A 21,054-nucleotide genomic window follows, 5' to 3' on the forward strand; every position below is an offset into this window, starting at 1 on the left:
CTCATTTCTTCTCTTGTTCACTTAGTTCTTTCGCTCTCCATAGAGCTGCAGCCTTTTTAAGAGACTCTTTATATTCTCGTTCCGGTACAGAATCAATAACAATTCCAGCCCCCGCTTGTACGTATGCTCTTCCGTCCTTTGCGAGCATCGTGCGGATAGTAATGTTTAATTCCATATCTCCATTGTATCCAATCCAGCCTAGTGAACCTGTGTAGACAGACCTTCTAACTGGCTCTAATTCTTCAATAATTTCCATTGTTCTTATTTTTGGAGCACCTGTAATAGTTCCACCTGGAAACGTTGCTTTTATTAAGTCAAATGCATCTTTACCTTGTTGCAAGGTTCCTCTTACGTTGGATACGATGTGCATGACATGGGAGTATTTTTCTATTACCATGAATTCATTCACTTCAACAGAACCAAATTCGGCAACCCTTCCAAGGTCATTACGTTCTAAATCCACTAACATGACATGTTCCGCACGCTCTTTTTCGTTTTCTATTAACTCTTTTGCAAGATCCATATCTTCCTTTTCATCTTTACCTCTAGAACGTGTCCCGGCAATTGGTCTTGTGCTAATTTCCGTCCCTTCTCTTTTCACTAAAAGTTCAGGTGAGGCACTTATAAGTTGAAATTCTGGTAGTTGCAAATACCCCATGTAAGGTGAAGGGTTTACTTCTCGAAGTTCCGTATAAATCTCCATTGGGTGCGTTTTTAGTGCTTCTGCTTGTCGAACAGATAAATTTACTTGGAAAACATCTCCTTTGGAAATATAGTTTTGCACCTTTTCAACTGCTTTTACGAAAGAATGTTCTGTAAAGGACACTTCTCTGTTTATATTTTCAGCACTTTGTATTTGGCCTTCAAAAGGGTAAGAAACAGAATCTGCATTTTCGCTCCACATACTCACATATTCAGTTAACCTTTCGTTTAATATAGTTGTATCTCCTTTATTACCTTGTACTATTATATTTAACACCTTTAACTCTTTATCATAAATAAAAACATCGTCAAACAATAAAAAATACAAGTCTGGAATATGTAAGTCATCTTCGGCTAGAACGGGTATGTTCTCAATGTAACGCACACTATCATAAGAAACATATCCAATTGCCCCACCGTTAAAGCTAGGATATCCCTCTAGTGCCTCTCCTTCATGTTGTTGCATCCATACTTTCATGTTATCTAAAGGATTGCCTAATATTTCTTCTTTGTTACCATCCATATACTGAATATGTAGGGTAGATCCTTTGCCTTTTACGATTGCAATAGGGTCTAAACCAGCGATACAGTATCGACCGCCTCTTCCGCTCTCTAAAATGACATGATACGGTTTATCTTTGGCTAAACTTTTATATTGTTGAAAAAATTGTTCTTGATCATAAGCCAACTTCGTTCCTACTGGAAATTTTTTCACAAGCTGTCACGCTCCTAAATTGCATACTTACTCACATTGTACATTTAGGAATTAGTACCTGTCACTCAAAAAGTGCCTAAAGAGTGCCAGGCACCACCCGAATTTTGTCGTAAAAAAAAGAAAAGCAGCAAGCTATGCCGTTTTTCTTTAATGTGCCCTATTCTTCAAATTGATATAAAGGTGTGCTTAAATATCGTTCGCCGTTACTCGGGATAATCGCAAGTACTTTTTTCCCTTTACCTAATCTTTTCGCTACTTGAAGCGCCGCATAGATAGCCGCTCCTGAGGATATTCCTCCAAGAAGACCTTCTTTTTTTGCAGTTAGTCTTGCGTATTCAAATGCTTCTTCATTTTGTACTTTTATTACTTCATCATAAATCTTCGTATTTAATATCTCCGGAATGAAACCTGCGCCAATTCCTTGTATTTTATGAGGACCTGGCTTTCCGCCAGAAAGCACTGGAGAATCATTAGGTTCAACTGCAACAATTTTAATGTTTGGATAGTTCTTTTTCAGAACTTCCCCAGCTCCCGTAATTGTTCCACCTGTACCAATTCCAGAAATGAAGGCATCCAATTGGTCTCCCATTTGTTCCACTATTTCTAAACCTGTTGTTTTACGGTGTACCTCAGGATTTGCTTCATTTTTAAATTGTTGTGGCATGAATATATCTTTTTCTTTTGCTATTTCTTCTGCTTTTCTAATTGCGCCACCCATACCCTCAGGACCAGGCGTTAAGATTAACTCTGCTCCGTATGCTCTTAAAAGGTTCCGGCGTTCTAAACTCATCGTCTCTGGCATAACTAAAATTGTCTTTAATCCTTTTGCAGCAGCTATCATCGCGAGTCCTATACCAGTATTTCCACTTGTAGGCTCAATGATTGTATCTCCTTCTTTAATTAGACCTTCAGCTAAAGCAGCATTAATCATCGCTAAAGCTATTCTGTCTTTAACACTACTTCCAGGGTTCATAAATTCTAGCTTTACATAAACTTCCGCCATATCCTCTTCGACAATACGGTTTAGTTTTACTATTGGTGTATTTCCAACAAGCTCATCAATTGAATTTGCTACTCTCACCATTCCGCTTCCCCCTTAAATACTCACTATACTTATCGGATTTATTATCATTAAACAACGGAATAGAAGGGATTGTCAAATAATTACACTAGTTTTCTGTATTCCATTCAACCCCAACTTCATCCCAGAATACCGTTGCCGATACGGCATGTGGCATTTGTTCTAAAGCAACTTTTCTTCTAATATGACCTTTTACTTCTTCATAAGAATAGTGAAAAGCATCCAACTTATCAGTCAAATATAAAATAACGTATTGCGGACCTGAATTGTTATTAGGGTTCCCCCACATAAACGATTCTTTCACCTCTAAGATTTCACTCCATTGACCAACTTCGAGAGCTTCTGCTTGTTGAAAATACATTTTAGGAAATAACGTATCATCTGTATTAATAAAGCCTATATTCCCACCTTGATATGCAGTAAAGTCATCTAAGGATACTTCCATCGCTAAAGCTTGGAAGCTAGAGCCATTATTTAACTCACCTAACACTCTTTCTGCTTCCTCTCTACTATCTAGAACAATATGTGACAGTAGGTAGTTATCATTAAACTGAAACAAAAATTTATTCTCTTCATAATAAGCTCGTAATGCTTCATCTGAGATCTGTACATCTTTAACTAATAGTTCTTCAAGTAACACGTTAGTTTTAAAATCTTCTTTCAATGCACCCTCTGAATAGTTTGTATTATGTTGAGAGGCAGTCATAGTTTTGTACATCTTCCATTCGAGATTTATTACGGAATTAGGTATCGTTACATCGTATTTATCAGCCATTTGATTTATTACTTCTTTATTAATTAAATCTTCAAGCTCTTCATTCCCGTATCTATTTTCTAATTGAAGTAGTAAGTCCATTTTGGATATAGGCTTATCACCGACTAGAGCGACTACTTCACTGTAATTGGTCGCTATTGCAACTGCTTCGGACGTTTTGTTAAAAGAAAAGGGTTTTGTTAAGAATGCGATAGTTAAGCAATTTATTATAATTAGTCCAAAAATAAGGAGCCATAAAGCTTCTTTTTTCATATTAGATAATTTTTGCACTAAGGTCACCCTACCCCTTCGCTTGCTCTAACATATCATTCAACTCTTGCTTCTTGAAAGTATATGAAGTATTACAGAAATGACAACTTGTTTCCGCTTGTCCATCTTCTTCAATAATATCTTTTATTTCTTCTTTACCGAGTGAAATGATTGCACTTTCAAAGCGTTCCTTAGAACATTTACACTTAAATTCCACCGGCATCTTTTCTAATACTTTGACATTGTCTTTTCCTAGTATTTCTTCTAATAATCCTTCAGGGCTTAAACCTTTTTCAATTAATTTAGAGACAGGTGTCATGTTTGTAATTTTTTTCTCTATCTCCGTAATCGTTTCATCATCAGTACCTGGTAGTAACTGAATAATAAAGCCTCCTGCAGCTAATATTGTATTATCAGGGTTAACTAATACCCCTACACCTACAGCAGAAGGTACTTGCTCAGAAGAAACTAAATAATACGTAAAGTCTTCTCCAAGTTCCCCAGAAACGAGTTCCGTTTGGCCAGAAAAATGCTCTCTCATCCCAATATCTTTGACAACAGAAAGCGTGCCATTCGTACCAACGGCTCTTGCCACATCTAACTTTCCAAACTGGTTTAAATCAAAATGTGTTTGCGGGTTTGTTACATAGCCACGCACTTGCCCTTTTGCGTTACTATCAACTAAAATGATACCGATTGGGCCACCACCATCTATCTTTACTGTTAGTTTATTTTCTCCTTTTAACATAGCACCCATCATGACAGTAGCAGTCATTGCTCTCCCTAAAGCTGCGGAGGCAGTTGGCCACGTTCCATGTTTACGTTGTGCCTCAGAAATTGTTTCGGTTGTTTTTGCTGCGTAAGCACGTACTTGTCCGTTAAAGGCCAATGCCTTTACTAGATAGTCTGACATCTTTTTGCCCCTTCCTATTAATATGCTTCCTTCATGTTTTTCTCGTATATTAACTGTAAACCTTTTAATGTTAAAAAAGGATCGACATGGTCGATTACGTTTGATTCTTTTGAAATTAATGTTGCTAATCCACCAGTAGCTATTACTTTAGCTTCTACTTTGCTTTCTCTTTTCATTCTAGCTACAATTCCTTCTACTTGTCCCACATACCCATACAATATTCCAGCTTGCATGGCACTTACGGTATTTTTACCGACAATTCCATCTGGTCTTGCAATTTCAATTCTCGGTAGTTTAGCTGCACGAGAATATAACGCTTCTGTTGAAATAGTTATGCCAGGAGCAATCGCACCACCCATATATTGTTTATTTTCGTTTATATAGCAATACGTTGTAGCAGTTCCAAAGTCAACAATAATTAAAGGACTTCCATATAGATGGATAGCTGCAACCGCATTTACAATTCTGTCCGCTCCTACTTCTCTTGGGTTCTCATATTTAATATTTAAACCAGTCTTTATGCCAGGCCCAACTACTAAAGGCTTTAGATTGAAGTATTTATGACACATTCTTTCTAAAGAGAACATGATAGGCGGTACGACGGAAGAAATAATAATTCCTTCAAAATCGGTAAACGTAAGGCCAACATGACCTAGCAACGCTTTAATAACCATACCGTACTCGTCTTCTGTTTTGTTACGGCTAGTTTCTATTCTCCAATGGTGTTTTAGTTCTTCACCTTTATAAACCCCGATTACAGTATTCGTATTTCCAACATCTAAAACAAATATCATATAAACCCCCACTTTAACGTAAGAATATTACTTGGCAACATCATATTACACTATTTTACCCTGTACATCCTATAAATTGAACAGAGAAATATATTTTAAATTTATTTAGGGTGTTAAATGTTGATTTCAGCTGCAGGTGTTCGCTTTCCGCGGGCGGTCGCAGGAGTCTCACACCTGCAGCTGAAATCAACTATATTTGCATATAAAACGTAAATCCACTGGAATCTCGTTTTAATGTATAAAACTATTATTTCTCAGGAAATTCATACCTTTTTGACGTTTATCCATACAAAAAAAGATGCCAGTGATGGCATCTTTTTTGTTATTTATCTTCTTTCTTTTCTTCTTTCGCTACTTCAGCATCTTTTTTAGAGTGAATGTTGACTTTTACATCTTCAGAAGATTTCACTTCTTCTTTAGCCTTTTCAACAGGTGGTGGTAATGTTCCTTTTTCCACTAGATGTTTGATTTGTTCTGCATCTAATGTTTCCACTTCTAATAAAGTTTGGGCGATTAACTCTAGTTTATCTTGGTTATCCGTTAAGATCTTACGAGCACGCTCGTAACAATCTTTGATAATTGTTTGAATTTCCACATCAATTTCGTAAGCGATTTGATCGCTGTAGTTTTGCTCGTTTTGGATGTCACGACCTAAGAACACTTGACCACCTGAAGCCTGACCGAATTGAAGCGGTCCAAGTTTGTCGCTCATTCCGTACTCTGTAACCATCTTACGGGCAATAGCTGTAGCACGTTGGAAGTCATTGTGTGCGCCAGTACTCACTTCATTAAAAGTAACTTCTTCCGCCACACGACCACCAAGGAGACCTGTAATCTTAGCTTGCAGCTCTGGTTTTGTCATAAAATAACGGTCTTCCCTTGGTAACATGACAGCATATCCACCAGCTTGACCACGAGGTACGATTGTTACTTTATGAACCATATCAGCCTCATCTAACACGACACCAATGATCGTATGACCGGCTTCATGATAAGCAACAATGTTGCGCTCTTTTTCAGAAATAACGCGACCTTTTTTCGCAGGTCCAGCAATGACACGGTCGATCGCTTCATCCAAATCTTCCATTTCAATGTGCTTCTTGCTATGACGAGCCGCAACAAGAGCTGCTTCGTTTAACAAGTTTTCTAAATCCGCACCAGAGAATCCTGGAGTACGCATTGCAATTGTTTTCAAATTGATATTAGGGTCTAACGGCTTATTACGAGCATGAACACCTAATACTGCTTCACGACCTTTTAAATCAGGACGGTCTACTGTAATTTGACGGTCGAATCGACCTGGACGTAATAATGCAGGGTCTAGTATGTCAGGACGGTTAGTTGCTGCTACGATAATAATACCTTCGTTTGCTCCGAATCCATCCATCTCAACTAGTAATTGGTTTAATGTTTGCTCACGCTCATCGTGACCTCCACCTAAACCTGCTCCACGTTGACGACCTACTGCATCAATTTCATCAATGAAGATAATACATGGTGCATTCTTTTTAGCATTTTCGAAAAGATCACGAACACGGGATGCACCGACCCCTACGAACATCTCTACGAAGTCAGAACCACTAATAGAGAAGAATGGTACTCCAGCCTCTCCAGCTACTGCACGAGCTAATAATGTTTTACCTGTTCCCGGAGGTCCATTTAATAAAACACCTTTTGGAATTCGTGCGCCTAATTCAGAGAACTTGCGAGGATCTTTTAAGAACTCGACAATTTCTACTAACTCTTGCTTTTCTTCATCTGCACCAGCAACGTCTGTAAACTTCACTTTTTTCTTTTCTTCACTATATAACTTCGCTTTACTTTTACCGAAGTTCATCACTCTACCGCCGCCACCTTGGGCTTGGTTTAGTAAGAAGAAGAATAAAATAAAGATGATTACAAACGGAATGATAGAGGTGAAGAAGGTCACCCAACCACTTGTCTCTTCTGCAAACTCAACACTAATTTCTACACCAGGGTTTGCAAGTGAGTAATCATTGATACGTTGTACAACACCTGGGTCATTTAGTACGTTTACAATAAACGGTTTACCATCTTCTCCAATTAACGTACCTCTCACTTCATAAACAGAACGTTTTGGTTGCATTGAGAAATTTTTCACTTGGTCATTCTCTAAATGCTGAATAAATTTATTTTGAGTCATCGGCTCTTCTTTCGTACCAGGGTTATTGAAAATACTAACCACACCGATAACTACTAAGAATATTAATAAATAAAAGATTGTATTACGAAATATTCTGCTCATTCCTTACCTCCTCCCACAAAAAACAAACTATACAAAATATTATCATAGAAAATAAATCCAATTCAAGAAATGACTGCTATTTGTTTATTATTTTGTGTATACTTCAGGTTTTAACACACCAATGTATGGTAAGTTTCTATATTTTTGTGTGTAGTCTAATCCATATCCAACTACAAATTCATCTGGAACGATAAAACCTACATAATCTGCTTTTATGGCTGCTTTACGACCTGTTGGTTTATCAAGAAGTGTAACAATCTTAATGGATTTTGCTTTTCGATAACGGAAAAGTTCTACTAAGTAGCTTAATGTTAACCCACTGTCAATAATATCTTCAATAATTAATATGTCTCTTCCTTCTACAGATGTATCCAGGTCTTTTAAAATTTTTACTTCTCCAGAAGAAACAGTAGAGTTGCCATAACTCGAAACATCCATAAAGTCTATTTCTAAATATGTATCCACTCTCTTAATAAGGTCAGCCATGAAAGGCATTGCACCTTTTAAAACTCCAATTGCTAATGGAAAACTATCTTGGTACTCTTCTGTCAATTGTTGCCCTAGCTCTCTTACTTTTGCTTGTATTTCTTCTTCGCTGTAGAGAATTTTTTCGATGTCGTTATTTTGATTCATTTTGTTATTTTCCTCCTAGACTGTAACTCGACTTAGTTGTAATAACTAGAACTGGTCCCTTGGTTTCTTCTGATGCTTCAAACGATGAACGTTTTAAGTAGGGAATCCATAATAGATTATCCTCCGCATCCACAATAATTGGCCAGTGTTCCCTTTTCTTTATTGGTATTTTACTATCAATAAAGATGCTTTTAACTTTTTTTGAACCTTGCATTCCTTTTAGCTTTATTCGGTCGCCTTTTTTCCTTGTGCGAATATATAGTGGCAGCTTCACTTTTGATAAATCGAGAATTGCACTATTTGGCTCGTATGTACTTGCTCTTTTGTAGTGTGTCCAAACTGTGAAAATGATTTCATCTTTTGTAGGTAATATTGTCTTTCCGGGAACATCCACTTCTATGCAGTATGGTTGTACCGTTTTGTCCGATTCAAATGAAAAGATACATTTATTATAGGAAATCTCCACGATTAAACCGTTTGGAAAATTCAATATACCAGAAGGCTGCTCACTAGCTAATATGGATTGCAAATCTTTAATATGTATAGAGGATAGAGCTAGAGGAACTTCGTTATTATAGAGATATTTTAATATTAGTTGAATAGCTCTTCTTTGTAAAGGATTAGGCAATAAAAGCAACGCATTTCTATGAATAACCATATTACCTTCCCTTTTACTTTCCACTACTTTATTCAATTCCTTTTTAGTTAATTCCTCTAATAACATATTATCTTCTGTCATTTGCTCGCTAAATAGCTGAAATTTTTCATGTAGACCTGGATACAGTTCTCTTAATGCTGGAATAACCCCGTGCCTAATTTTATTTCTTGTATAAACAGTTTTCTCATTGCTAGGGTCTGTTCTATATTCTATACCATTCTCTTGCAAATAACGATACACTTCTTCTTTTCCAACGGATAGCAATGGGCGAATGACATACCCTAACTCAAAGGCCCGTTTAGGCAAAATTCCGGCGTAACCCGGAATAGAAGAACCACGGCTTATTTTCATTAAGATCGTCTCCACTTGATCATCACCGTGTTGACCAAGAGCAAGTGAGGTTGCATTATGCTTTAACATCACTTCTTTAAAAAAGGAATAACGACAATCTCTCGCTGCAACTTGAGCACTTACTTTGTTTTTTTGTTTATATGCAGATACATCTATTTGTTTCGTTTCAACTAGGACATTTAGTTTGCTACATAGCTTTTTCACAAACTCCATATCATCTTCTGATTCTTTACCACGAAACATATGGTCCACATGGGTTACTACAATTTTTATTTTTCTTTCCTCTTGTAATCCTAATAAAAGGTGAAGCAAACAAACGGAATCCGGTCCCCCACTTACTCCAACTACGATGGTAGAATTATCTTCAATCAATTGGTGCTTGTTAATGAATTGCAATACTTTTCGCTTCATTTATCGCTCTTCCTATCGCTAGCCATTTTTAATCTACTTCTATCGTACCACTGGAGATAAAGGTCCTGCAAAAAAGAAGCGCATTGAGTCCATTATATAGTATATGACTACTATACGAAAAACGAATATTTACATTTCTTCTGTATTGGAAACATCTTTATAAACAAAGATTATTTTCTTTGTTAAATAAAATTATTCGTATTTAATTTAACGAACCGATTTTATGAGATGGATTTACGAATAACCAACTGAGTAAGTTTCATAATATACAATTACTAAACGAAAAACGAATATTAAACCTATTCTTTAAAATAATTAATGTTTAATGTCAAACGTTATTTTATTATAATAAACAGAACATCCGTTTTTGGCTAAACGATCAGTAATTATGAAATGGATACAATTATAGAAGATTACCGTATACATAAATAAAGTAAACGAGAAAAACAATGGATGCTAGCACAAGCGTTTCTACTATACCTTTATACCTTTTTCCTCTTCTTTTCTGGTTTGATTGCTTTCTTGCCATTCTACTGGCTGATCTATTTGACCCGCTATCGGCAGATACAGGGGTTTTATCACTACTAATCGTTTTGCTTAATGACTTTGTTAAATCTAGTTTCATCTCTTTTGCGGTCGAATACTTTCCCTCTAGAGCACGGGTTACTACGCGTTGATGTTTACTTAACCAAGGATGACGAAGTATGGCGTTTTTTAGTTGTTTCATTCCTGTACCATCTTTTTGAAATCTCCTTGGATAACAAGCGTTAACCATAATCATTGCGACAGAAAAAAGATCGTACGTTGGCTCTGCTTTTCTTGAACCTAAGCCCCAATATCCTCTGTCAAAAAACTCCGTGAACTCTTTAATCGCTCTACCTTTTATTGTAGTACCCCCAACATCTAACATTCTAACTTTAGCTGGAGCATTTGATACAATTAAATTATCCGGCTTTAAATCACCAAATACCCATCCCTCATTATGTAAAACTTCTAAATCTGTTAGTAGCTGGAGAATTAGTACTCCAATCCACTCGTTTCCTCTTTGGGAAACAAACGCTAGAAAATTTTCCCCCTTTAAATATTCCATTACATAAAATGAAATAGGTTGCTTTCCTTTCGTTTTTTCCCAATCATCGACATCTATTAAAGAAGGCCCCAGGGCAAACCCTTGGACCTTGGAAAAGTGTTTTAATACATTCACTTCAGATGTAATAGATAAACTATTATCACTTAGTTTAAGGGCAACATGCTTAGCATTTTTATCAAGCGCTAAGTACACATACCCATTGGCGCCATATCCAAGTGTGTCGATAATCGTATAATGATGTTTATGCCACTTTCCGAAAACTATATCTCCCCTTGATAAATTAATATCCGGATTCTTCAAAGTATTGTTCATCATCTTCTATGAATCTCCTTGAGGAACGATTTTTACTAAAGTGTGAGATTGCTTCTCTAATGGCTGGTCCCGTTGGAGTAATTCCGCCTGTTGTTAACTTAGGAAATATGGTAGACAAGGACTCTAATTTTGGTGTCCAATCTAGTATATTCTCTACTTCTTGACGCTTTCCTGGGAAAACAAACACCGCGAAACTATTATTTCCCATTCTCGCATTTAAACTAAGAGACAAATCAAACAATGCTTCTTTTACTGTCGGGAGCTTCATTTTCATACTCGCACTTGTATCGACTAATATTAATACTTCTAAAGAGACTGTTTCTCCTAACTCGTCTACCACTTCCATAACCTCTCCACGTTTTTCGGGCGGCAAGTCTTCCATAGAAGATTTCGAACCTAGGATTTGTTGTAATTCTTTATTGATAACTCCTTGTAATGTTTGTGTCATCGCTTTTCGTGTTACCATTTGAACCGTATGGGATAGCTGGGTGGCATACACAACTTGACTAACCCCACCACCTGATAACGCAATATTCTCGATTTCTCGCATACCTTTATCATCAATGATGTCCTTATCCATTACACCAATAACATTAACTGTCATACCGTGCTCTCTTGCTAAGGCTGCCATCGCTATTGGATCTTCTCCTGAGTTAGAACAACCATCTGTAATTAGTAAAATTTGCTTTAACGTTCCTTTATACATCTTCTATCCCCTCCCAATGCTAGTAATCCATTAGCATCTTGGTCGAATGAATAGATTTTTATACGTATTTTACTAGATTTTTTCTTTTAATTGCGTTAAATACCGCTGTTGATTTCTGCGGAAATCAACCGTAATTAACTAAAGACAACAACATTCTATAATATAGCTTTCTTTTAAAAGGCTACTTTTACTCCTTCTGATTTTGTTATATAGTGATAGGCTGGAATTGCCGCCCATTTAGGTGTGTTTCGATTTACCTTTGCAACAATAACTGTCATGTCATCTTGGATTTGGCCAGATCGGGTTCTAATTACTTCCTCCATCAGTACATCTGCTATCTCTTGAGGGTTAACACTTTGAATCTCACTTATTTTTCGCTTCATCCACATTTCGTAGTTTTCCACATGCTTAGGCCCTTCAAAAATGCCATCACTCATCATGATTAGAAGGTCACCAGCTTTTAATTGTTCACTAACTACATCAACATCAAACTCTTGAATAATCCCCATTGGTAAATTGCTTGCTTCCACCTTAATGACACGATCCCCTCGTTTTATAAAACTTGGTGTAGAACCAACTTTTAAAAACTTGGCAGAGCCATCTTGTAAATCTATCATTGCTAAGTCTAGCGTTGTAAATATTTCGTCTGTCGTTCGTAACGTCAATACAGAGTTTACACTTTTAATAGCAACCTTTTCCTCTATACCAGACTGTAATATTTTTTGTAATAACTTTAATGTTTCATTGCTCTCAAAATGAGCCCGCTCTCCATTCCCCATTCCATCACTAATTGCTATCGCATATTTCCCTAATCCTAACTCTATCGTAGAATAACTATCCCCTGAGATGAACCCTCCCCCTTTTGCAGCATGAGCAACACCTGTATCTATGACAAACGCTTTCGCCGAACCAAATGAAACGTGGGAGTAACCTTCACTGTATGGACTAGAGTCTTCTTTTTTCACCATAATATTTTCTTGTAAAATATCGGATAACATAGGGGCAATTAATTTTTCTGCTTCACCTGTTTCTGAACAATAAGGAATGGTCATTTCTATATCAACGTTTCCTTGTTCAAGACAATATATTTCTACATGTTCAATTTCGATTCCAAAAGCTTGCAGTGCTTCTAGTATTTGCTCTTCTTGTGCATAATGATTTTCACGCTCTCTTTGAATTTCTTTGGCAAAGTCATCCATAACTTGTGAAACACCCAACAATTGGTCAGCTACAAGTCTTCTACTTTCTTTAAGTTGTCTTTTTAATTTTTCACTAGCTTGAAAGTGCAGGAGTTCTTGCGATATAGCTTGCTTCACTTTATCTGATTTGGAACAATGTTTTTCAAATTCTCTTTGAAGCTTTATGTTCGTGATAAGCGAACCATCTTCCATAGCGTCCATCAAATTAGACATATGTTGATAGGTTGTATCGAAATTTTTCGACCAACATTGTTCTTTTTTAAAGCAATTTTGGCATGTTTTTTCTGTTACGTTACTTAAGAATAAATCTTTTCCTCTTTCTTCTGTGTCTTGGTCAGCATGAAGCTTGGAGAAACTGCTAGATAGAGCTTCAAACACGTGAGAGAATTGTTCCACTCTGTTAGCGGTAACATCACGAATTTTTCTCATATATTGTTGTTGCTCTTGCGTATGTTCTGCTGTACCAGGTATATGTTTTGCTAATGATGATATAGCTCTTTGTGGAGTTAATAAAAATAAAGTAATAGCCATTAAAGATTCCATCAATGTAGGTAATAAATGCTGATACCCGTCTCCATAAATACCAATTAACAAAGTCCCTAGCAGCAACCCGACAGATACTCCAAGCTTTCTCCCCTCTTTTAATAGACCTCCTAATAAACCTGCAAAAGCCAGTAAACTCATTTGATACAAACTAGTAACTGTCGCTAAACTTAATATTAATCCTGTAACAACCCCAACCGTGGCACCTACTGTGGCACCTGCTACAAACGCAAACATTAAAACTAAATATCTAGAAAAAACATGTTCCATCGACATATCATAGTAAGTCCAACCTATCGTTCCCGTTAGTACAGATGCTAGTAAGATAATTAAACAAATGATTTCCTCTGTTTTAAAAGTTTGTTTTTTCTTTTTCATCGTAAGCAAAGGAATACTTTGTAAGAAGATCATTGTTAAAATAAAACCTAGCCCAGCTTCCACCCCTATCATCATCCAATCGTATAGGAGTATGTTAGACGAAACATATAGTATCGCGGTTTTAGCTAAAAACACAGAACCAAATACAAGAAATGGCAGGAACTTTAACGTATCGTACCCGAGCTTGCGAACTAACTTGAATGTCAGCATAAACAGAAACATTCCAACTGTAATATATATGGCAGTTACACCTGATACAGTTAGAGCACCTATTATAAGTGCCAAGAAAGTAAGGCCTGCCCGTTTAGCCTTTAATAAGTAGACCGCTGCGAAAAACGGTAAGGCAAAAGGTGTTAGTTCTCCAAGTATTAAAGCTCGTCCTAAAAGAAAACCAATAAATATAAGTAAAAAACCTTGATGAAGAAATACCGACATGAACATGGATCTTATCTTTTTAGAGAATAAAGATAGTTTCTTTTGAGCTTTTTCAAATTGCACTTCCGATGTCGGCTCTGGTATATTCCTTTCGATCCTTTCCACATTCATCCACTCCCGTTATAATCATTGTGTTCATTATACAAGCCGATTTTAAAAAGTTTTGTCAAACAAACAAAGAGATAAACATAAAACGTTCGACTTAATTCTTGTATTTCACGGAAAAGGTGGCAGAATAGGTGGGGAATTGGTAAATTTTTAGAGGTATTTATGTAAAATACATACGCAAATACAGATAAATTGTATAAAATTTTCTAACATTTTTATTTTCTGTTGACATATACTTAATATCTTAGTACTATATTTCTTGTGTCTAATAAATCTTTTTAAAAATGACATGCTTAATGATTATGGCGGTGTAGCTCAGCTGGCTAGAGCGTACGGTTCATACCCGTGAGGTCGTGGGTTCGACTCCCTCCGCCGCTACCATAATTTTTAGGCCCATTGGTCAAGCGGTTAAGACACCGCCCTTTCACGGCGGTAACACGGGTTCGAATCCCGTATGGGTCATAATATAATGTAAAACCCCCTCTATCTTTGAGGGGGTTTTTTGTTGTCATATTATTTATCCCATAAAACAAAAAACGCACCCAATGAATGAGTACGTTCAGAAATTCTTGCTATATATAGTTAGTTCAGCAGCAAGTTACCCTCTTCTTGCTCCGCGGCCACCACGTTTAGATTCTGTGCTGCGCTTTAAAGTAGTAAGACGATCTTCGCTATCCTTAAGGAATCGTGCCATTTTTTGTTCGAAATTCTCTTTAGGACGAACTTCTTCGCGTTTTTTCGGGCGCGGTTGGTGAGAGCGCTTTTCTGGTTCACGGTACGTATCGCTTGCCTTTTTAATGGATAAGCCGATCTTGCCGTCTTTTTCGACATTAATGACTTTTACTTTCACCTCATCGCCTACTTTAAGGTGTTCATTAATATCTTTTACATAATTATCTGCGACTTCACTAATGTGAACAAGACCAGTGATACCACCTGGCAGCTCCACAAACGCCCCAAAATTAGTTATTCCTGTTACTTTACCTTGTAACTTGCTGCCTACTTCGATTGACATAAAAAAAATGCTCCTCCTTAAAATCATAAAAAATAAGACTCTTATACTACATTATAACTAGACTAATTTTAATGTGTCAATAAGACGAAGACCCATCTGTTGAATCTTCTGTGACTCTAAAGATGATTTCGCCCTCTTCTGACATAAAATAATCTCGTCGCAAAATTTTTGCGATATACTCGTCATCATTTAGTTTTACAATTTCTTCTTCTAAAAATTGTTGTTCTTTTTCTAGTTGGGCTAACTCTTTTTGCAACGCGACTTTTTGCTCTAACTTTTCATTGAGTAAGACACGCTGATCTAAATAAGATTTCCCCAAGAAGCCTGTAGTCATTAGCACGACTGCGAAAAAAAATGCTAGTCTCATCATTAGCCCTTTTCGCTTTTTAGCTTGTTTTCGTTGTTGTTCTTCTTTTTCTTGTGAGTAGGTTGATTGAAATCTAGTAACCTTTTCTTTGTTAGTCGCGCTCATGTATCCTCAGCTCCTTCCTAGCGCTTCCAAATCTTCTTTGCATGTTTTACTAGCTTTATTAAAAAGTTCTTTCCACGAACTAAATATCCTGCAAATTGTTTTCTCGTTTTTAGTAGAAAATCTGTCATTTTTCTCGGTAACAACTTCCATATTAACACGAAAAGCCATTTTATTGGAAGAGTCAATAGGATGAAAGTTTTCCAGATAAATTTTACTAAAAACTTCCCAATAGAATACAGTACGTGCAAAAGGAATAGTAAAGTGGCTATTATAGCTTGTACGATCCATTTTATTGGCTTAACTATTACTGTCATAACTAGCTTGTATATGAATTGGTAGATAGCTATTGTAATCTGGATAACCGTCTCTAATAAGCTTAAATATACGTATTTCAATAAAGCTTGATAGGCTGCAAATCCACAAACTAAGGCAATTAATATATAAAATCTCAATTCTCCTTCGTTGACTAGCAACAAAACATAAAAGGCAACTAAACCTTGCAAGAGCCAAAATAAAATGTCGTTAGCAAAAACAATCCATTTGGCTCTATTTTCCCGCTTTAAAAATCGGTTGTAAGTATCAATGGCTATTCCAAGCCAAACACCGACACCAATCATCGCGATCATCGTATAAAATTGAACCGTTAAACTCATTTGAACAACTTACTAAAGAATCCTTTAGCTTTCTCCGCGTGAGCATCGTCTAAGTAAATAATCTCCATAATTTTTCCTTTAATGGAAACTACCCCTTTATCTACATCTAAATTTTTCATCTGTAAATTTTGACCTCTCACCGCTAAAAAGCCCATAACTGTTTCAAGTAAAAATTCTTCGTTATCAAAGCTTTCTACTTGCTTAACACCTGTAATATCTAGAAGTCTTCTACTGCGCATAATGATGTCTTGTTCTTGAACACTTTTGTTTGCGTTATTCGCTTCATAATATTGGTTCATATTCATCCCTCACTATTAAACATTTATAGTACATATATATGAGAGGGATAAATATTTAGAACAAGCCCTTACAATTGTTGTTCGTCTAAACTAACTCGCTCTTCTTTTAGAATTGTATACATCATGGAAGCTTCTTCTTTCTTGGCATTTTCTTTAATAGTTTCGATCCTTGCGGTTACAACTTTTTGGCCAAAATGGATCGTTAATTCATCTCCACCTTTAACGGAACTACTAGCTTTCGCTTGATTTCCATTAATGTAGATTCTTCCTTTTTCCGCTACTTCTTTTGCTAGTGTCCTTCTTTTAATAATCCTTGAAACTTTTAAAAATTTATCTAATCTCATTTAATATTCCCCCTTACAAGCCTTCTCTTTTTGCTTCTTCCCAAATTGCATCTAGCTCTTCTAATGATAAATCTGTCATTACTTTTCCTTTATTTCTTACCTTATCTTCTATATAACAAAACCTTTTGTAAAATTTTTCGTTTGTTGCATGTAATGCATCTTCTGGCTCAATAGCATAAAACCTTGCAATATTTACAAATGCAAATAGTAAATCTCCAAACTCTACCATCACTAATTTCTCATCACTATTATTCTTCAGCTCTTCTTTAAGCTCTAAGATCTCCTCTTTTATCTTCGCCCACATTGGGGCATCGTCCTGCCAATCAAAGCCAACTTTTCCCGCTTTCTTTTGTAAATGTAGTGCTCTAGATAAAGCGGGTAAGCTTCTTGCAACACTATCTAATAGTGACTCATCTTGTCTTTCTGCCTTTTCTACTTTTTTTATTTCTTCCCAATTAGAAACGACCTCTTCGTCATTTTCAACAGTAATATCTCCAAAAACATGCGGATGGCGCCTTACCATCTTTTCATTAATGGTTTCAATTACATCATCGATACTGAAGTACCCTTCATCTTCTCCGATTTGAGCATGTAACAGTACTTGTAAAAGTACGTCGCCTAGTTCCTCCATCATACCATCGACATCTTCATTGTTAATAGCATCTAACAACTCATATGTTTCTTCAATTAGATAGCGCTTTAATGATTCATGTGTTTGTTTTTGGTCCCAAGGACAGCCATTTGGACCTCTTAATGTAGCTATTGTCTGACGGAAAGAAGAGAATTGTTTATAAAGAATCTTTTCATCTTCCACCCTTGGTACATAAACGCTTGTTAAATTATTTAAAGATGTTACTCTATCTAATTCATAAAGAGGCACAGATTGTACCGCTTCTTCTTTCGTTCCAGCTGCAGTAACAAGCTTTACTTCAAAGTCATCTGGATAGATCTCCATTAGTGTTAACTTTACCTCTGAAGCAATAAATGCATCGTACACTTGTCCGATAATTAAAGCTTGTGTTGGTTGAATTTCTTCTTTTAATAAACTAGTTCCATCTAATAACTGAAATCCATCTATTGGATCCAGACCGACAGCAGTAAATAATGGATCCAAAAAGCTTTGTCCGCCTTTTATTTCTAGTTCAACTCTTCCATTCCTTTCTAATTCTAGGAGTAGTTGAACTGTTTTTTCTGCTACAAGTGGATGTCCTGGTACAGCATAGATAAGCGGTCCTTGAGCGCTTAGATCTAGTAATAAGTTTACAATGTTATCGTAAACTTTTTCAAAAGAGTCATGCATTTCGTAAATAGAATCAAATGATTCATAAGTAATACCTTCTTCTTCTAAGGTACGTACAACAGGGTGATCCTTTGTTCTTAAAAATAGTCGTGTGCTTGCTTTTAATATCTTATATATTCCGAGTGGGAGCTGTTCTAAGTCTCCTGCACCTAGTCCAATGACTGTAATTTGTTTCATTTATGACACCCTCTTTATTTTTTTAACAAGAATGTTATTTTGTTTCCTAGTGGTAGTAGTGATAGTTCTTTTTCCTGGAAAAATGAACTTCTTAGTATGGTAACTAAATATATTGCTCCACCAAGGAATACACCGATAAATGCAATAATGGTTGCACTAAGTCTACCATCCCATTGTAGGAGGCTTGTTACTTGCATGTAAGCCGTTAATAGAATAGTCATTAGTATAACGGCTTTTCCTAAAGTATAAACATGTGAGGTGTTCCAAATCGCTACACCTGTCCTCTTTTTAACCGACATTATTAATAAGAAGGCAACAACCGCCAAGGCCAAAACCGTACTAAACGCAGCCCCTAGCGTTCCGTAGACTGGAACAAGCCCTACATTCATTATCCATTTCGCCCCTACCCCTATTAATACAAAACCTGCTGGTAACAGTGGTTTGTTCAAACCATGTAAAATAGCCGCTGCTGTTAGAGCTATACTGCTAAAAAGGATAGAAAAGCTTAAGACGAATAAAACATCCGAACTAAAGCTATTTTTAAACAGCATCGTGTTAATTGGACCAATTAACAACGCTAAACCAAAAGAGGCACCTAAGCCAATAAGTATGGATACACGTATAGATAAAGATACTTTATCCTTTATCAGTTGTTGATCGTTTTTCCCTTTAGCGATGGTAATTAAAGGAACAAGTGATAACGAGAAAGCTGTCGCTACGACAGTACCTAACTGGATAAGTGGTTGCCCTCTGTCGTAACTTCCTTTTAACTGTTTCGCCAGCTCTTCTTCGATTCCTGTTTGAATGAGTATGGCATATATCGTAAATGCATCTATCATTTGTAGCAATATTAACAACAAACTACTAATACAAATGGTAAACCCTTGTATGAATAATACTTTGCTTATTTCTAGCGTTGTAAGAGTCGTTTTCTCTTTCCCTTCTTCGTTCCTTTTATATTTTCTCCATAAAAATAACAGAAGAACCAGTGCGACGATTCCACCTACTACAGATCCGAGCATTGCCCCCGCTCCGATAGTATACAAACTCTCACCTTTTACTAGTAAGAAATATGAAGCACCAATAATAAACAACACCCGAAAAAACTGTTCTGACACTTGTGAAACGGCGGTAGGTGTCATATTGTTTTCGCCTTGAAAAGCACCTCGTAACGTTGATACAATCGGTAAAATTAAAAAAGTAAAGGATGTAACTTTTATGATGGATGTTAGTCTAACATCTCCCATTAGGATAGCTATTTCACGTGCCCCAACGTATAGGCTAATAAACAATAGGAGACCTAAGAAAGAGAGCAAAATAAAGGATACATTCATTATTTTATGTATGGCTGCTCTTCTTTCTGCTAAAGGTTGTTCTGCAACTAATTTAGAGATGACTACTGGAAATCCATATATAGAAAGAATTAAGGCGACTCCATAAAAAGGATAGACTTGCTGGTATATATAAAATCCTACATCGCCGACAATATTTTGAAAAGGAATACGGTAACCGGCACTTAATATTTTCGTTATTATTCCCGCTACAGTTAGAATCATGGCTCCTCGCCATGCATTTTTTAAATCGTTCTGGGATTGAATGCTCCCCATAAATTCCCCGCCTAACCTTGATGTTTATAGCTTACAATTTATTCATTATATCATTCCTAGATAAGAGCAGGTAAGTTACATATTTATAGGCTAAGAAAAATGTGGAGTCTTATATAAATTTTTTTCGGCAGATATAATATTGTGGCTGTGTTAAAGGTTTCTGTTGATTTCCAAACACTTTCTCGCCACAAAAAAAGATAGCAACACGGCTATTGGTTACCGGATGCTATCTTTTTTTGCTTTTATTTCTATGATTCCATTTGCCTTGCTAAAAATCCTGCTGCTGTTTCGACTGCTTTTTGCTCTACCTCGCCAAGTGATTTGTCTTTTGACATAATCACTACTGCACCGATAGGATCTCCATTTGCAACAATTGGGCCAATTGTGTAAGATGCAATCGTCTCAACATGTCCATCTACTATTGCTGCTTGCTGTTCATCTGTTTTTATAATTGAACTTCTTTCTTCCATAGCACGTTCGATGATGTCACTGACACTTTTATTTAAATATTCCTTTTTTGAGCTACCAGCTACTGCTATAAAAGTATCACGATCACAGATTAGAACAGGTTGTCCTAAACTATCGTACAATGCTTCAGCGTACTCTTTAGCAAAATCACCTAATTCACTAATTGGTGAGTACTTCTTCAAGATTACTTCGCCATCACGATCCACAAAAATTTCAAGAGGGTCTCCCTCACGGATTCGCAATGTTCTTCTAATTTCTTTTGGAATTACAACCCTACCTAAATCATCAATACGTCGAACAATACCAGTTGCTTTCATTTGTCTTCGGTTGCCTCCTTCATCTGATGATAAAAAGAGATGAGTAAAATTTGGTGGAATTGATCAACTTGCCCTTTTATTGA

The 21,054-nt window shown here is 36.5% G+C and carries 19 protein-coding genes and 2 tRNA genes; 2 read left to right on the plus strand and 19 right to left on the minus strand.

Translation table 11 applies throughout. The annotated features are described in order from the left end of the window. Position 1: 1 nt before the first annotated feature. The 11 genes from CDZ89_RS00105 to spoIIE all read right to left on the minus strand — a co-directional run bounded on the left by CDZ89_RS00105 (position 2) and on the right by spoIIE (position 14,316). On the minus strand, positions 2–1,417 hold the full coding sequence (locus CDZ89_RS00105; RefSeq protein ID WP_100332942.1) for an anthranilate synthase component I family protein: 1,416 nt from the start codon (positions 1,415–1,417) through the stop codon (positions 2–4). A 157-nt stretch (positions 1,418–1,574) separates the two neighbouring features. Continuing rightward, the gene (gene cysK / locus CDZ89_RS00110) at positions 1,575–2,501 is read right to left on the minus strand and encodes a cysteine synthase A (RefSeq protein ID WP_096156041.1); all 927 of its coding nucleotides are present in this window, start codon (positions 2,499–2,501) and stop codon (positions 1,575–1,577) included. A gap of 85 nt (positions 2,502–2,586) precedes the next feature. Beyond that, on the minus strand, positions 2,587–3,543 hold the full coding sequence (locus CDZ89_RS00115) for a peptidyl-prolyl cis-trans isomerase (RefSeq protein WP_096156042.1): 957 nt from the start codon (positions 3,541–3,543) through the stop codon (positions 2,587–2,589). Positions 3,544–3,553: 10 nt separating this feature from the next. Beyond that, positions 3,554–4,435 (minus strand): Hsp33 family molecular chaperone HslO, encoded by an 882-nt coding sequence (gene hslO / locus CDZ89_RS00120; protein ID WP_100332944.1) that lies wholly within the window; start codon positions 4,433–4,435, stop codon positions 3,554–3,556. Between the two features lie 17 nt (positions 4,436–4,452). After that, on the minus strand, positions 4,453–5,229 hold the full coding sequence (locus CDZ89_RS00125) for a type III pantothenate kinase (RefSeq protein WP_096156045.1): 777 nt from the start codon (positions 5,227–5,229) through the stop codon (positions 4,453–4,455). Positions 5,230–5,551: 322 nt separating this feature from the next. Then, positions 5,552–7,495 (minus strand): ATP-dependent zinc metalloprotease FtsH, encoded by a 1,944-nt coding sequence (gene ftsH, locus CDZ89_RS00130; protein ID WP_100332945.1) that lies wholly within the window; start codon positions 7,493–7,495, stop codon positions 5,552–5,554. Between the two features lie 87 nt (positions 7,496–7,582). Next, positions 7,583–8,128 carry a hypoxanthine phosphoribosyltransferase gene (gene hpt, locus CDZ89_RS00135; protein ID WP_100332946.1) on the minus strand — a complete coding sequence of 182 codons (546 nt, stop codon included), beginning with the start codon at positions 8,126–8,128 and terminating at the stop codon, positions 7,583–7,585. A 4-nt stretch (positions 8,129–8,132) separates the two neighbouring features. Continuing rightward, positions 8,133–9,548: a tRNA lysidine(34) synthetase TilS gene (tilS, locus tag CDZ89_RS00140; protein WP_100332947.1), complete on the minus strand. Its 1,416-nt coding sequence runs from the start codon at positions 9,546–9,548 to the stop codon at positions 8,133–8,135. Between the two features lie 403 nt (positions 9,549–9,951). Further along, positions 9,952–10,953: a protein kinase domain-containing protein gene (locus CDZ89_RS00145; RefSeq protein ID WP_100332948.1), complete on the minus strand. Its 1,002-nt coding sequence runs from the start codon at positions 10,951–10,953 to the stop codon at positions 9,952–9,954. Beyond that, positions 10,919–11,656: a vWA domain-containing protein gene (locus CDZ89_RS00150; RefSeq protein ID WP_096156053.1), complete on the minus strand. Its 738-nt coding sequence runs from the start codon at positions 11,654–11,656 to the stop codon at positions 10,919–10,921. Before CDZ89_RS00150 ends, CDZ89_RS00145 begins: the two co-directional genes overlap by 35 nt. Positions 11,657–11,829: 173 nt before the next feature. Next, the gene (gene spoIIE, locus CDZ89_RS00155) at positions 11,830–14,316 is read right to left on the minus strand and encodes a stage II sporulation protein E (protein WP_198508211.1); all 2,487 of its coding nucleotides are present in this window, start codon (positions 14,314–14,316) and stop codon (positions 11,830–11,832) included. Between the two features lie 307 nt (positions 14,317–14,623). Here spoIIE and CDZ89_RS00160 point away from each other — a divergent pair. After that, a tRNA-Met gene (locus CDZ89_RS00160) sits at positions 14,624–14,700 on the plus strand. Positions 14,701–14,709: 9 nt separating this feature from the next. Next, a tRNA-Glu gene (locus CDZ89_RS00165) sits at positions 14,710–14,781 on the plus strand. 136 nt (positions 14,782–14,917) lie between these two features. Here CDZ89_RS00165 and CDZ89_RS00170 read toward each other — a convergent pair. From CDZ89_RS00170 to spoVT, 8 genes are all read right to left on the minus strand, one after another. After that, the gene (locus CDZ89_RS00170) at positions 14,918–15,334 is read right to left on the minus strand and encodes a S1 domain-containing RNA-binding protein (protein WP_096156054.1); all 417 of its coding nucleotides are present in this window, start codon (positions 15,332–15,334) and stop codon (positions 14,918–14,920) included. Between the two features lie 76 nt (positions 15,335–15,410). Further along, positions 15,411–15,806, minus strand: a complete 396-nt coding sequence (locus tag CDZ89_RS00175) for an FtsB family cell division protein (RefSeq protein WP_096156056.1) — start codon at positions 15,804–15,806, stop codon at positions 15,411–15,413. A 17-nt stretch (positions 15,807–15,823) separates the two neighbouring features. Further along, a complete protein-coding gene (gene yabQ, locus CDZ89_RS00180) occupies positions 15,824–16,459 on the minus strand; it encodes a spore cortex biosynthesis protein YabQ (protein WP_096156058.1) in 636 nt (211 codons plus the stop codon). After that, the gene (yabP, locus tag CDZ89_RS00185; RefSeq protein WP_096156059.1) at positions 16,456–16,758 is read right to left on the minus strand and encodes a sporulation protein YabP; all 303 of its coding nucleotides are present in this window, start codon (positions 16,756–16,758) and stop codon (positions 16,456–16,458) included. Before yabP ends, yabQ begins: the two co-directional genes overlap by 4 nt. Before the next feature lie 68 nt (positions 16,759–16,826). Further along, a complete protein-coding gene (locus tag CDZ89_RS00190; protein ID WP_096156061.1) occupies positions 16,827–17,102 on the minus strand; it encodes an RNA-binding S4 domain-containing protein in 276 nt (91 codons plus the stop codon). 13 nt (positions 17,103–17,115) lie between these two features. Next, entirely contained in the window at positions 17,116–18,579 is a 1,464-nt protein-coding gene (locus CDZ89_RS00195) for a bifunctional methyltransferase/pyrophosphohydrolase YabN (protein ID WP_100332950.1), read from the minus strand. Between the two features lie 14 nt (positions 18,580–18,593). After that, positions 18,594–20,186 (minus strand): putative polysaccharide biosynthesis protein, encoded by a 1,593-nt coding sequence (locus CDZ89_RS00200; RefSeq protein WP_100332951.1) that lies wholly within the window; start codon positions 20,184–20,186, stop codon positions 18,594–18,596. A 248-nt stretch (positions 20,187–20,434) separates the two neighbouring features. Beyond that, entirely contained in the window at positions 20,435–20,971 is a 537-nt protein-coding gene (gene spoVT, locus CDZ89_RS00205; RefSeq protein WP_096156067.1) for a stage V sporulation protein T, read from the minus strand. Positions 20,972–21,054: the final 83 nt, after the last annotated feature.

It is taken from the genome of Bacillus alkalisoli (assembly GCF_002797415.1).
In the GTDB taxonomy this organism is placed as follows: Bacteria; Bacillota; Bacilli; order Bacillales; family Bacillaceae_I; genus Bacillus_CD; species Bacillus_CD alkalisoli.

Excerpts from the sequence above, each read along its gene's own strand:
- cysK (WP_096156041.1), bottom strand. The coding sequence starts at position 2,501 with ATGGTGAGAGTAGCAAATTCAATTGATGAGCTTGTTGGAAATACACCA.
- hslO (WP_100332944.1), bottom strand. The coding sequence starts at position 4,435 with ATGTCAGACTATCTAGTAAAGGCATTGGCCTTTAACGGACAAGTACGT.
- CDZ89_RS00125 (WP_096156045.1), bottom strand. The coding sequence starts at position 5,229 with ATGATATTTGTTTTAGATGTTGGAAATACGAATACTGTAATCGGGGTT.
- ftsH (WP_100332945.1), bottom strand. The coding sequence starts at position 7,495 with ATGAGCAGAATATTTCGTAATACAATCTTTTATTTATTAATATTCTTA.
- hpt (WP_100332946.1), bottom strand. The coding sequence starts at position 8,128 with ATGAATCAAAATAACGACATCGAAAAAATTCTCTACAGCGAAGAAGAA.
- tilS (WP_100332947.1), bottom strand. The coding sequence starts at position 9,548 with ATGAAGCGAAAAGTATTGCAATTCATTAACAAGCACCAATTGATTGAA.
- CDZ89_RS00145 (WP_100332948.1), bottom strand. The coding sequence starts at position 10,953 with ATGATGAACAATACTTTGAAGAATCCGGATATTAATTTATCAAGGGGA.
- CDZ89_RS00150 (WP_096156053.1), bottom strand. The coding sequence starts at position 11,656 with ATGTATAAAGGAACGTTAAAGCAAATTTTACTAATTACAGATGGTTGT.
- CDZ89_RS00170 (WP_096156054.1), bottom strand. The coding sequence starts at position 15,334 with ATGTCAATCGAAGTAGGCAGCAAGTTACAAGGTAAAGTAACAGGAATA.
- CDZ89_RS00175 (WP_096156056.1), bottom strand. The coding sequence starts at position 15,806 with ATGAGCGCGACTAACAAAGAAAAGGTTACTAGATTTCAATCAACCTAC.
- yabQ (WP_096156058.1), bottom strand. The coding sequence starts at position 16,459 with ATGAGTTTAACGGTTCAATTTTATACGATGATCGCGATGATTGGTGTC.
- yabP (WP_096156059.1), bottom strand. The coding sequence starts at position 16,758 with ATGAACCAATATTATGAAGCGAATAACGCAAACAAAAGTGTTCAAGAA.
- CDZ89_RS00190 (WP_096156061.1), bottom strand. The coding sequence starts at position 17,102 with ATGAGATTAGATAAATTTTTAAAAGTTTCAAGGATTATTAAAAGAAGG.
- CDZ89_RS00195 (WP_100332950.1), bottom strand. The coding sequence starts at position 18,579 with ATGAAACAAATTACAGTCATTGGACTAGGTGCAGGAGACTTAGAACAG.
- CDZ89_RS00200 (WP_100332951.1), bottom strand. The coding sequence starts at position 20,186 with ATGGGGAGCATTCAATCCCAGAACGATTTAAAAAATGCATGGCGAGGA.
- spoVT (WP_096156067.1), bottom strand. The coding sequence starts at position 20,971 with ATGAAAGCAACTGGTATTGTTCGACGTATTGATGATTTAGGTAGGGTT.